This is a genomic window from Christiangramia marina (assembly GCF_048285865.1).
Taxonomy (GTDB): domain Bacteria; phylum Bacteroidota; class Bacteroidia; order Flavobacteriales; family Flavobacteriaceae; genus Christiangramia; species Christiangramia marina.
Genome location: NZ_JBLVTK010000001.1, coordinates 563,264 through 574,919, shown reverse-complemented (window position 1 = coordinate 574,919; position 11,656 = coordinate 563,264). Strand labels below are relative to the sequence as shown.

13 protein-coding genes are annotated in these 11,656 nt (G+C 39.3%); 9 read left to right on the top strand and 4 right to left on the bottom strand.

What is annotated here, in order from left to right; all coding sequences use genetic code 11:
* The coding region (locus ACNKXS_RS02620; protein ID WP_417919504.1) for a tryptophan-rich sensory protein at positions 1-193 on the top strand (193 nt) is incomplete at its 5' end.
* Here the strand turns inward: ACNKXS_RS02620 and ACNKXS_RS02615 are convergent.
* Both ACNKXS_RS02615 and ACNKXS_RS02610 read right to left on the bottom strand, forming a co-directional pair.
* The gene (locus tag ACNKXS_RS02615; protein WP_417920133.1) at positions 183-1,394 is read right to left on the bottom strand and encodes a BaiN/RdsA family NAD(P)/FAD-dependent oxidoreductase; all 1,212 of its coding nucleotides are present in this window, start codon (positions 1,392-1,394) and stop codon (positions 183-185) included. The genes ACNKXS_RS02620 and ACNKXS_RS02615 overlap by 11 nt on opposite strands.
* A 42-nt stretch (positions 1,395-1,436) precedes the next feature.
* A complete protein-coding gene (locus ACNKXS_RS02610) occupies positions 1,437-2,150 on the bottom strand; it encodes a glycerophosphodiester phosphodiesterase (protein ID WP_417919503.1) in 714 nt (237 codons plus the stop codon).
* A gap of 195 nt (positions 2,151-2,345) precedes the next feature.
* Between ACNKXS_RS02610 and ACNKXS_RS02605 the strand changes: the two genes are divergently transcribed.
* Genes ACNKXS_RS02605 through ACNKXS_RS02590 form a run of 4 tightly spaced genes read left to right on the top strand, consistent with a single transcriptional unit; the run spans position 2,346 to position 4,768 of the window.
* Positions 2,346-2,867: a DUF421 domain-containing protein gene (locus ACNKXS_RS02605; RefSeq protein ID WP_417919502.1), complete on the top strand. Its 522-nt coding sequence runs from the start codon at positions 2,346-2,348 to the stop codon at positions 2,865-2,867.
* Between the two features lie 7 nt (positions 2,868-2,874).
* On the top strand, positions 2,875-3,558 hold the full coding sequence (gene gntA, locus ACNKXS_RS02600) for a guanitoxin biosynthesis heme-dependent pre-guanitoxin N-hydroxylase GntA (RefSeq protein ID WP_417919501.1): 684 nt from the start codon (positions 2,875-2,877) through the stop codon (positions 3,556-3,558).
* A gap of 11 nt (positions 3,559-3,569) precedes the next feature.
* Positions 3,570-4,187 carry an FMN-binding negative transcriptional regulator gene (locus tag ACNKXS_RS02595; protein ID WP_417919500.1) on the top strand — a complete coding sequence of 206 codons (618 nt, stop codon included), beginning with the start codon at positions 3,570-3,572 and terminating at the stop codon, positions 4,185-4,187.
* Positions 4,187-4,768: a DUF1989 domain-containing protein gene (locus tag ACNKXS_RS02590; protein ID WP_298527357.1), complete on the top strand. Its 582-nt coding sequence runs from the start codon at positions 4,187-4,189 to the stop codon at positions 4,766-4,768. Before ACNKXS_RS02595 ends, ACNKXS_RS02590 begins: the two co-directional genes overlap by 1 nt.
* On the opposite strand, the gene ACNKXS_RS02585 is transcribed toward ACNKXS_RS02590, so the two are convergent.
* On the bottom strand, positions 4,765-5,484 hold the full coding sequence (locus ACNKXS_RS02585; RefSeq protein WP_417919499.1) for a TerC family protein: 720 nt from the start codon (positions 5,482-5,484) through the stop codon (positions 4,765-4,767). The genes ACNKXS_RS02590 and ACNKXS_RS02585 overlap by 4 nt on opposite strands.
* 600 nt (positions 5,485-6,084) lie before the next feature.
* Here ACNKXS_RS02585 and ACNKXS_RS02580 point away from each other — a divergent pair.
* Genes ACNKXS_RS02580 through ACNKXS_RS02565 form a run of 4 tightly spaced genes read left to right on the top strand, consistent with a single transcriptional unit; the run spans position 6,085 to position 10,199 of the window.
* Positions 6,085-7,419 (top strand): sugar porter family MFS transporter, encoded by a 1,335-nt coding sequence (locus ACNKXS_RS02580; RefSeq protein ID WP_417919498.1) that lies wholly within the window; start codon positions 6,085-6,087, stop codon positions 7,417-7,419.
* Positions 7,420-7,423: 4 nt separating this feature from the next.
* A complete protein-coding gene (locus ACNKXS_RS02575; RefSeq protein WP_417919497.1) occupies positions 7,424-9,040 on the top strand; it encodes a glycoside hydrolase family 32 protein in 1,617 nt (538 codons plus the stop codon).
* Positions 9,041-9,045: 5 nt separating this feature from the next.
* Positions 9,046-9,957, top strand: a complete 912-nt coding sequence (locus ACNKXS_RS02570) for a carbohydrate kinase family protein (protein WP_417919496.1) — start codon at positions 9,046-9,048, stop codon at positions 9,955-9,957.
* A gap of 8 nt (positions 9,958-9,965) precedes the next feature.
* Positions 9,966-10,199, top strand: a complete 234-nt coding sequence (locus tag ACNKXS_RS02565) for a CBU_0592 family membrane protein (protein WP_141878946.1) — start codon at positions 9,966-9,968, stop codon at positions 10,197-10,199.
* Positions 10,200-10,268: 69 nt separating this feature from the next.
* On the opposite strand, the gene ACNKXS_RS02560 is transcribed toward ACNKXS_RS02565, so the two are convergent.
* The gene (locus ACNKXS_RS02560; RefSeq protein ID WP_417919495.1) at positions 10,269-11,654 is read right to left on the bottom strand and encodes a glycosyltransferase family 2 protein; all 1,386 of its coding nucleotides are present in this window, start codon (positions 11,652-11,654) and stop codon (positions 10,269-10,271) included.
* Positions 11,655-11,656: the final 2 nt, after the last annotated feature.

Genomic DNA, 11,656 nt, shown 5'->3' with positions numbered 1-11,656 from the left:
CCTGCTGTTCTTTGCACTTGAAAAACCAGTCATGGCACTTCTGGATCTGGCACTGCTGTTTGTGGTTACACTGTTCACCATAAAATGGTTTAAGATCGTAAGTACTACAGCTGCATATATGCTTATTCCATATGCGGTATGGATTCTTCTGGCCTTCGCTTTTAATTTCGAGATCTGGCGGCTTAACTCATAGCTTTTGCAGCAAGAAATCCACCTGTCCACGCATTCTGAAAATTAAAACCTCCAGTGATTGCGTCGATATTCAAAATCTCTCCAGCAAAATATAGATTAGGGTGAAGTTTGCTTTCAAATGTTTGAAAATCTACCTCTTTTAAATCGATTCCTCCAGCGGTCACAAATTCTTCTTTAAAAGTGCTTTTACCATTTACATTAAATTCGGCCGCTGTAAGCTGTGCGCCCAGATTCGATAATTGCTGCTTGTTGAGGTCTGCCCATTTTTTATCCTGAGAAATGCCAGAAGCAAGAACAAGGCTGTGCCATAGTCTTTTTGGAAGGTCGAACTGAGCTCTTTTATAAACCTGTTGTTTGGAATGTTCCTGTTTCAGATCTTTTAAAGTCTCGATGATCGACAGTTCATTTTCACCAGGAATCAAGTTCACTTTTATGCTGAATTTATACTGAAGTTCATTTAAAGCCCTGGCGCCCCATGCTGAAAGCTTCAGGATCGCAGGACCACTGAAACCCCAGTGGGTAATGAGCAATGGGCCATCGCTGCTAAGTTTAGCTCCGGGAATTTCTACTTCTGAATCCAGAGCGATTCCGGGAAGGTCCTTAATTCTGTCATCTTCAATATTAAACGTGAAAAGGGATGGTACAGCATTTACGATGGAATGTCCGCTATTTTTCAAAAGATTCCAGATCTTCGAATTGCTGCCTGTAGCAAGCATCAGTTTCTCACAGGAATATTCTTTGGAGCCTACTTTAATTTTCCAGTAATTATCTTCAGAAGAAAAACTTTTTAAACTTTCACCAGTGCGGACTTCAATTTTCAAGTTATCGCATTCCTTTCTGAAGCATTCAATAATGGTTTCCGAAGAATCTGTAACCGGGAACATTCTTCCGTCATCTTCAGTTTTAAGAGAAACTCCTCTGTCTTCAAACCAGCCAATGGTATCACCGGTCATAAATTTGTGAAAGGGTCCTCGAAGTTCTTTGCTTCCGCGGGGATATTTACGAACCAGTTCGGCAGGAATAAATTCAGCATGAGTAACATTACACCGGCCACCACCTGAGATGCGAACCTTATTCAAAACTTCCTTTCCTCTTTCCAGGATAAGGACTTTCAGAGACCTGTTATTTTCAGCAATATTGATCGCTGTAAAAAATCCTGCTGCACCGCCACCTACTATGATCCTGTCGAAATATTCCAAAATTGAGCTATTTGATGGCAAAAATAAACAACTAAAAGCTAGTATTTAGTTTTGTGACAACTTAACAGGATTCTGTAATCGATCCGGGTAATCTGAGATAATACCATCAACCCCAAAATCAATCATTCTCACGATATCATTCACTTCATTCACGGTCCACACGTTTATTTTAAAGCCATGATCCTGACATAACTTCGTATTATCTCTTGTAATAATTCCTACGGAAGGGTGAATCGCCACTGCATCCAGTTTCTTTCCAAGTTCTATCGCTTCAGGTACACTCGCTTTACTTAGGACTGCCAGCGGGATACTGGAATTGATCTTTTTGACTTCGAATAATTCATTCTTCTGAAAGCTGGAAACCAGAAAGTTGCTATATTCCCATTGTTCCTTTTCAACTTTATACTGAATAATTTCTGAAACCGCTTCGGCAGTATTCCTGCCTTTAAGCTCAATATTGATCTGGCATTTATTCTCTATAAGATCCAGTACCTCGTGTAGCGTAGGAATTTTGAACCGCTCTTCGATCAAAAATGACTGCATTTCTGCACTGCTTTTTTTAGCTACTTCTCCGCTGCCATTAGTTGTTCTGTCCAGGGTAAAATCATGAATCACGAACAATTCGCCAGTAGCACATCGATGTACATCGATCTCGATCATATTCACCCCGAGACTGATCGCTTTTTCAATACTTTCCAGTGTATTTTCAGCGAGATGAGCTTTAGCACCACGATGGCCAATTTTGTTGATCTTTTCCATTTTTAAAATTTAGAAATTAATGACTTTCCCTGAAAGTTTAACGGTTTCACTACAAAACTCGGGAATTTTGAAATGATTATGACTGCTTAACATTTAATTAATTAAAAGCCGGAGTAAATTGAAATTCAACCAAAATTCGGGTAGATCTTGAGAAATTTTTCTTTGGATTACACCCGATTTTTAAATCAAATATAAATGGACAAGTGGTTCGCCTTTGACATTCCATCCTTTGTTGCAATTATTTTAACAGCAATAGGGATCTATATCGCAATTGTCATCTTTACCCGCATCGCCGGTAAAAGAAGTTTTTCTAAAATGTCCAGTTTTGACTTTGCTATGACCGTAGCACTGGGGTCTATGGTAGCAACTACCGTTCTAAGTAAAAGCGTGAGCTTGTGGGAGGGTGTAGTTGGTATTGCAGCAGTATATGTTCTACAACTTTTTGTGGCAATCCTGCGTAGGTTTGAAATCGTTCAGAAAGCTGTAGATAATGGTCCTTTGATGCTTATGGATGGACAAACAATTTTACATGAAAATTTGAAAAAGGCCCGGGTGACTGAAGCAGATCTTCGTTCTAAGTTAAGAGAAGCGAATGTGATCAGGCTGAAAGAAGTTAGAGCGGTGGTTTTCGAAGCAACCGGAGATATTTCGGTTTTACATACTGATAAGGACGACGAGGAATTGGAAGATTATCTATATAAAGACGTTTCAAAATAGAAAGAAGATGCAGGTAAAGGAAAGAACAAAACGGAAGAGTTTAAAAGCTGTTTCAGATGAACAGATAAAGGCAGAATATGCCGAATTTATTCTTGAGAATGAGCACCCATGCATCATGGCTAAGACTATTTTCGCCATGGACCAGTTCACTCTCAAAACTTATGATGACTTTGGAAGTATGGAGACTTCTGCCAGATTATTAAAGGATCTAAAAGACTATATTGAAGCTTACGATTTTAAATCGAATGATTTCAAAACATTCCTGGCAGTATTTCCAATTTCTCCGGAATATTCTGAAATTTGCTTTGAAGAATTACTATGGAAGCAATTAGGCAACATTCATAAACTGGATAATGAGCCATGGGATCCCGCGGTGAGTGATAACCCCAAAGACGAAAATTTTAGTTTTAGCATTGGAGGTAAAGCATTTTATGTTGTGGGATTACATCCAAATTCTTCTAGAAAGGCAAGACAAAGTCCATATACTACTCTGACATTCAATTTACACTGGCAGTTCGAAAAACTCAGGGATATGGGAACCTATCAAAAAGTTCGCGATAGAATTCGTGATCGGGACGTAGCTTTGCAGGGTTCAATCAACCCGATGTTGGAAGACTTTGGAAATAACAGTGAGGCTAAGCAATATAGTGGGCGTAAAGTTGATAAAGAATGGAAATGCCCTTTTCATTAGGAAATTAAAAAATGTACAGACCAAAAAAATACCGGAAAGATGAGGATGAATTTATTCTCCCATTTATTCGGAAATTTCCTTTTGCCACGTTCGTTCTCAAAGGGGAACATCTTCTAGCTACGCATATTCCTGTGCTTATCGATCAATCTGAAGATGATAACTGGAGATTATTTTCGCATATCGCAAACCATAATGAACAGCAACAATTTCTGAAGAATGATGTCGAGGTATTAGTGATATTTCAAGGTGCTCACTCTTATGTTTCCTCTTCCTGGTACGAAGAAGCGGACATCAGCACCTGGGATTATTCGGCAGTGCATGTGAATGGCAAAATTAAACTTCAGTCAGATTCAGAACTAAGAGAATCACTTTCCAAGCTGGTAGCCAATTTCGAAAAAGAGCAGGAAGATCCTCTTTACTATGATAAAATTCCGAAGAAAATGCTGGAAGATCACCTTCCGCAGATCACAGGGTTTTGGATCGATCCTGTAAAAGTTGAAGGTATCGCAAAACTACACCAGTCTTACCATTCTAAAGATGTGGAAAGAGTAGTAGGCAAATTAGATGCTTCAGAAGATCCTCTAAAAAATCAAATTTCAGAAGACATTAAAAACGAACATAATTTATAATGATCGAAGTAATCAAAAGACAAACGGGTGCGGCATTCAGACTACATAAAGGTCAGAAATTGAGAGTAATCGATCCAAACGGTGAACAGGTAAGCGATATGGTCCTTTTTAATGCGAAAGATACGCGGGAAAAGATCTCATCTGGCAAAACTCTGGATTTTGAGGAAAGTATTTTGATTAGTCAGGGTGATCATCTCTGGAGTAACAGGAGTAATAAAATGATGGAGATCCTGGAAGATACCAACGGTAGAAATGACTTTTTGCTAGCACCGTGCAGTCCTGAAACTTTCCAGATCATGTATAATAATAATGAGTATCACCCAAGTTGCTTTGAAAATCTTTATACCAACCTGGAGAAGTTCGAAATTCAGCCAGATGATATTCCTACCGCATTCAATATTTTTATGAACGTTCAGTTCGACACAAAAGGAAAACTTAGTGTAGATCCACCTTTAAGCAAAGCCGGTGACTATGTTCTGTTCGAAGCGAAAATGGACCTTATAGTTGCTTTAACGGCGTGCTCTGCTGAAGATAGCAATGGTGGAACCTTTAAGCCAATTCACTACGAAATTATCGATTAAGTATTCTTTCTACGATAACGCATATTCAACATTTCTATCGCTAAAGAAAAGAATACCGCAAAATAGATGTAGCCTTTTGGGACATGATAATGTGCACCTTCAACGATAAGCATCACTCCAATGAGTATCAGGAACGATAAAGCCAGGATCTGAATTGTGGGATGATTGTTTACAAATTCCCCTACAGGTTTAGCGAAGATCATCATCACGATGATAGAAACAATTACCGCTATGATCATGAGGATAATTTGATCTGTCAAACCTACAGCAGTAAGTATGGAATCAAAGGAGAAAACAATGTCCAGAAGTACGATCTGTACGATCGCAGAGCTAAAACTTATCGTTGGCTTTTTACCATTTTCGGTGGTCTTATTTTCCTCCTGTCCTTCTACCTTATGGTGAATTTCAAGTGTACTTTTAATTAGTAGAAATATCCCACCGGCGACCAGAATAATATCACGCCAGCTTAATTCAAAATCTGCCACGGTAAGCACCGGTTCGGTAAGTCCAATGATCCATGTAATACTTAAAAGCAACAAAATTCGCATGATCAATGCAATAGATAAGCCTCCAATCCTTGCTCTTTTCTGACTCTCTTCGGGAACTTTGCCCGCTACTATAGATATAAATATGATATTGTCTATTCCCAGAACGATTTCCAGGAAAGTAAGAGTTAGAAGAGCTACCCAGGTATCTGGTTGTAGAAATATTTCCATGATCAATTGGTTGGTACAGCTTCAAAATTAGATAAAAATGAATTGCTCATAGTTAATATTATGAGAAACTGATTGAGCCTATTAACTCTCGAATTTGAATTTAAAATTAATCCTCCATAGACAGAAATCTGGAAAAGATCACAATCTGTTCGCCAGCGTGATTCAACTCGTACATAAATAAAGAACCTGTAAAGTGAAATTCCATTCGATTATTGATCGCGAGTGAAGGAAAAGATTTACAGGGTCTCTATATTACAGAGAGGAAGAGATCTGTTGTCGGGATCAGCTTTTTTCAAGGTCTTTACACATAGCCAAGATCAAAACCGAATGAATCATAATTGTTGGCTTGCACATTTTCGCAATATGTTTCGAAGCTAAAATATTCATTTTTGTATCCCACAGAGTGGAGATATTTCATAAAATAGATTTCAAATGGGTGTCTCGAATTTGGTAATTTTTATCCTTAAAAAGCTTTAATCTGTTTATAGTTGGTTCAGTTTATTTAATAATTCTTAAATTCTGCAATTAATTTTGAATGATTGATTATTTCGGTATACATAACTTATTACTGAGATGGTCAATTTCACTTTACTAACGAACATGAATAAAATTTTCTTCTATTCCATAAGTGCAGCCCTTGCCGGGTTTCTTTTTGGATTTGATACAGTAGTAATTTCAGGAGCAGATAAACAATTACAAGCATTATGGGGGACTTCAGATGCCTTCCATGGTTCTGTTGTGATGGCCATGGCCTTATGGGGTACTGTGGTTGGAGCGATCTTCGGAGGTATTCCTACAAATAAATTTGGTAGAAAAAATACACTTATCGCTATTGGAATCCTGTATTTCGTCTCTGCCCTGGGTTCGTCTCTTGTAAACGATCCTTATACTTTCGCATTTTTTAGGTTCCTTGGAGGACTTGGTGTAGGAGCTTCTACCATTACTGCACCAGCCTATGTATCTGAAATCGCACCGGCCAACAAACGTGGTAAATTAGTTGCCCTTTACCAGTTCAATATTGTTCTTGGGATTCTTATCGCCTTTCTTTCTAATTATCTATTGAGAAATACCGGAGAAGAACCATGGAGATGGATGGTTGGCGTAGAGGCAATTCCAGCTTTCCTCTATATTCTTTTCGTTATTGGTATTCCTAAGAGTCCGCGTTGGTTGGTCTCTAAAGGAAGAATGGCCGAGGCGAAGCGCATTCTGGAAAGGATCAATCCAGGTTTGGATGTTAGCGCCAAAGTTCAGGAGATTAAAACACAATCTGATACTGAAATTACTGGTGAGAATATCTTTATGAAAAAGTACCGTTTCCCGCTTATTCTCGCATTTCTAATCGCATTTTTCAATCAGTTATCTGGCATCAATGCATTTCTATATTATGCTCCTAGAATTTTTGAAGCTGCCGGACTTGGAGAAAGTACAGCCTTGTTAAGCAGTATTGGTATTGGAGTCGTGAATCTTTTATTTACCTTGTTAGGTGTGTTTCTTATTGATAAACTTGGTCGAAAACAACTCTTGTTATTTGGATCGATAGGCTATATCATATCTCTTTCACTGGTCGCAGCTGCATTTTTTCTGAATTGGGGAGGTTTATGGGTGCCCATATTCTTATTCCTGTTCATAGCTTCGCACGCCATAGGACAGGGAGCGGTTATCTGGGTATTTATTTCTGAAATATTCCCTAACAGATTACGAGCATCAGGGCAGGCATTTGGAAGTTCAACTCACTGGGTGCTAGCAGCGATCATTCCTTCCAGTATTCCGTATTTGTTCAGTACCATTGGAGCAGGCTGGGTTTTCGCCTTCTTTGCATTCATGATGGTGCTACAACTGTTTTTCGTTATTTTTATGATGCCAGAAACCAAGGGGAAATCCCTGGAAGAACTGGCGGAAGAATTATCCATTAAAGAAATTTCAACTACAACCTGATATTATGAATAAAATTAAATTCGGTTTAACCTCACTGGCTGTTTGCTGCCTGTTTTTCAATTCGTGTAAGGATCAAAATTCTGAAGAAACTTCCGAAGAAATTGCTCACACAGATGGTGAGGAAAACAGTGACGAAGCCTATAGGCCCAATTTTCATTTTACTCCGGAAAAGAACTGGATGAACGATCCAAACGGGATGTTCTACCTGGATGGCACGTATCACCTATATTTCCAGTATTATCCAGACGATAATGTTTGGGGACCAATGCACTGGGGACATGCCACGAGTAAGGATATGATTACCTGGGAAGAACAGGAGATCGCGTTATTTCCAGATGAAAAAGGTTATATATTCTCGGGTAGTGCTGTAGTGGATAAGGATAATGCTTCAGGATTTGGTGAGGATGGCAAGACTCCGGTAGTGGCTATTTTCACTTATCATGAACCAAAAGGAGCAGAGAAGGGTGAGAAGGATTACCAGTCGCAGGCGATCGCTTATAGTCTTGATAAAGGAATGACCTGGACAAAATATAAAGGCAACCCTGTGTTACCCAATCCAGGAATTGAAAATTTTAGAGATCCCAAAGTAACCTGGGATAAGGAACACAAGCAGTGGCTTATGGCTCTGGCAACGACCGAAAAAACTTTGTTCTATACTTCACAGGATTTGAAAGAATGGAAAAAAGTTTCTGAATTCGGACAGGGAAATGGTGCACATGACGGGGTCTGGGAATGCCCGGATTTCTTTCCAATGCAGGTTGAAGGTACCGGTGAAACCAAATGGGTGCTGATCCAAAGTTTAAATCCTGGAGGCTATAATGGTGGATCTGGAACCCAGTATTTTGTAGGAGATTTTGATGGCACAACATTTACTCCAGAAGAAAATATGACCAATCTGGAAGAAAAGCATGATTACTGGATAGATTTTGGAAGAGACAATTACGCTGGGGTGACCTGGGCTAACGTGCCAGAGGAAGATGGAAGGAAATTGTTTCTGGGATGGATGTCTAACTGGTTATACGCACAGGAAGTACCAACCGAAACCTGGAGAAGTGCGATGACCATTGCAAGAGAACTGAAGCTTATCAAAGAAGATGGACAGTACCTGGTTACTTCACAGCCAGTAGAGGAGTTGCAAAAGTTCAGAAGTGAACCAGTCAGAAAAAGCACACTTTCAGCCAGTAAAGATTTGAAGCTTATTGATACATCAGCGATCGATCTTTCCAAAGCTGAGGTGAAATTCAGTATTTCCGGATTAGAGGAAGATGGGAACTATCATTTTACGCTTTCTAATGAACAGGGAGAAAAATTCGTGGTGAATTATGATCATTCAGAACAAAAATTCAGCATGGACAGAAGTAAGGCAGGAGCAAATGATTTTTCAGATAAGTTTTCCGGGACACCCTCAACTGCTCCGAGAATAACAGCGTCTAATTCTATGGAAGTTCATATGCTACTTGATAAAACCAGTATGGAATTATTTATTGATAATGGAAAAACCGTTATTACAGAGATCTTTTTTTCTGAACAGCCATGGGATACTTTCTCGGTTGGTTCCGAAGAAAAAGATTTTATGGTAGATAGTTTTGAAGCTTATGAACTAAATTTTAATAAACAATAAAGTGTATGTCAAAAAGGATAAAGGCGGTTTGTTTTGGTGAGGTTTTGTATGACGTATTTCCAGATATGGAACGAATTGGTGGTGCACCGCTTAATGTTGCAGTAAGGTTGAGCAGTCTTGGAATAGATGCCGAAATGATCAGTAAGGTTGGTGTTGACTCCAGAGGAGAAAATTTGGTGGACTACCTCAGAACTCAGGGAGTTGAAACCGGTAATATATTAAAGGATGAAACCCGGGAAACGGGAGCGGTGGATGTACAACTTTCAGAAAGTGGCTCGGCCAGCTATACGATTAATTATCCCGCAGCCTGGGATGGTATTCTGGCGACAGAAACTATAGAGCAATCGATTTCCCGTAGTGATGCATTTATCTTCGGAAGTTTGATCTGCCGAGATGATGCAAGCAGAAAGACCTTGTTCGATCTTATACCAAAAGCGTCTTACCGGGTGTTGGACTTCAATTTGAGACCACCGTATTATTCAAAAGAGCTCTTAGCTGAATTGATCCAGCATGCAGAATTCATCAAATTTAATGATGATGAATTGTTTGAAATCGCAAAAATGTTAGGTTCAGAATATAATTCACTGGAGCAAAACCTTTTGTTTATTGCGGTGAAATCCAATGCTGAAACCATTTGCGTCACCAAAGGCAGACATGGCGCTGTTTTGATGCATGACAAAAAGCTTTACTATAACTCAGGATACCAGGTTAAAGTTAAGGATACGGTAGGCGCCGGCGATTCATTTCTAGGTACGCTGCTAGCGAAAATGCTTCAGGGTGAAAAACCACAGCTAGCGTTGGACACAGCTTGTGCAATAGGCGCTTTAGTAGCGGCGAAGGAAGGTGCAAACCCGGTAATTTCAGAAGAATTATTACACAGGTTCATGAATCCTATGGATGCTAAAAAAGGTAAATAATACTGAGTATGACTTATATAGACTGGATAGGGTCAGTAGGAGTATTTCTAATTCTTCTGGCATATGTGCTTAATGCTGCCGGAAAACTTGGAACCAAAGACCTTATCTATATTTTACTGAATTTGATAGGAGCCTCTTTGGCCTGTTATGCTTCGGTTTTAATGGACTACGTTCCATTCATAATTCTGGAAGCGGTCTGGGCTACGGTTTCACTCTTCAGTCTCATACGGTACAAAATGTAAAACCGAATCATAAAAAAAGCGATCCTAAACAGGATCGCTTTTCTTTTCTTAGTTGTTGGGGGTTTAGTGTTATTTTTTCACACTTAGTTCTCTGGTTAACCATCCACTTCTGCTAGCGGTCGCAATCGCGTAAGGGGTGATCCAGAATAATCCAAAAGTATGTAGAATACTGTATGAGTAAGCCCATAATGACTCTGAAAGCTTATATCTCTTAGCATAAAACAATACCGGGAAACTGGAATAAACCATAATTCCCAGAAATGTGGAGCTTAGAAATAATAGTGGGTGAGAGACCACGAAAAATAGCATGATCATGATCAATGGATAACTCATAATGATCTTCAGGAACTGGTTAATAAACAATAGTCTTGATCCAAGAGTTGAACCTTCTCTAAATTGAGTAAATACATATTTAGACATGGCGATATTCTCACGAACATTACTACGTCCCCATCTAATAAACATCTTATAAAGACCTTTATATTGCTCAGGAACATTAGTGTATGCATACGCATTTCTCTGGAAAAGTACGTGTTGTCCCTGCTTTAGGATCATATTGGTCATGGCTCTGTCTTCACCAATATCTGAGGGTTTCCCCATAAATGTCTGGTTGATCCACTCAGGAAGACATTCAAACACTGCACTGGCACGGTAAGCGGCTAGAGCTCCCGGAGTACAAAGCACAGATTCCAGTGTACTTTCTGCAGAACGCATAAATTCGAAACTTAGTACGAAATTCACGTTCAACATCTTTGGAAGTAAGGCTTTCTCATTATTCAGAACTCTGATGTTACCTGCAACGGCACCACATTTCTCGTTAACAACAAATGGGCTTACCAGATTTCTCAAAGTGTCTGCGTTTACTACAGAATCACTGTCCACGGTCACAAAAACCTCACCTGTTCCAAGGTTAAAACCTCTGTACAATGCATGCCTTTTTCCTTTATTTTCAGGTTGCTGGTAAATCGCTACACGATCACCCAGAACTTTTTTAGCCTCCTGCATCCAGCTCCAGGTATCATCCTTACTACCGTCATCAATAGCAAGTAACTGTAGTTTTTCTGTAGGATATTCACTTTCTGCCAGGCTCATAAGCGTAGCATATACCTGTTTTCCCTCGTTATAAGCTGGAACGATCACGGTACAGGTTGGTAATTCCTCGTTAGAAACAGATTCAATTGGTTTATACTTGAAATACAACACCAGATTGTATATAAAAAATGCTCCTCGATATAGGAAAAGGGCAGATGCAAGGATAAAGAAAGCATAACCCCAAGTCGTATTCATTCTGGCAGTATTGATCTCAGTAAAATCACTTTGCAGAAAATATACAAGGTATGCTGATCCTATCATGAGTATGAAAGTGCTAATTAGCACAACGATTCCCCATGTATTCAGCGGATTTTTGGTTGGTAAGAATTTATTTATTCCTGAAGCGTGTTCTTCTTCAGCAATAG

Coding starts and splice junctions, on each gene's coding strand:
- ACNKXS_RS02570 (WP_417919496.1), top strand. CDS start 9,046: ATGTCAAAAAGGATAAAGGCGGTTTGTTTTGGTGAGGTTTTGTATGAC.
- ACNKXS_RS02605 (WP_417919502.1), top strand. CDS start 2,346: ATGGACAAGTGGTTCGCCTTTGACATTCCATCCTTTGTTGCAATTATT.
- ACNKXS_RS02580 (WP_417919498.1), top strand. CDS start 6,085: ATGAATAAAATTTTCTTCTATTCCATAAGTGCAGCCCTTGCCGGGTTT.
- ACNKXS_RS02575 (WP_417919497.1), top strand. CDS start 7,424: ATGAATAAAATTAAATTCGGTTTAACCTCACTGGCTGTTTGCTGCCTG.
- ACNKXS_RS02565 (WP_141878946.1), top strand. CDS start 9,966: ATGACTTATATAGACTGGATAGGGTCAGTAGGAGTATTTCTAATTCTT.
- ACNKXS_RS02595 (WP_417919500.1), top strand. CDS start 3,570: ATGTACAGACCAAAAAAATACCGGAAAGATGAGGATGAATTTATTCTC.
- ACNKXS_RS02610 (WP_417919503.1), bottom strand. CDS start 2,150: ATGGAAAAGATCAACAAAATTGGCCATCGTGGTGCTAAAGCTCATCTC.
- ACNKXS_RS02590 (WP_298527357.1), top strand. CDS start 4,187: ATGATCGAAGTAATCAAAAGACAAACGGGTGCGGCATTCAGACTACAT.
- ACNKXS_RS02585 (WP_417919499.1), bottom strand. CDS start 5,484: ATGGAAATATTTCTACAACCAGATACCTGGGTAGCTCTTCTAACTCTT.
- gntA (WP_417919501.1), top strand. CDS start 2,875: ATGCAGGTAAAGGAAAGAACAAAACGGAAGAGTTTAAAAGCTGTTTCA.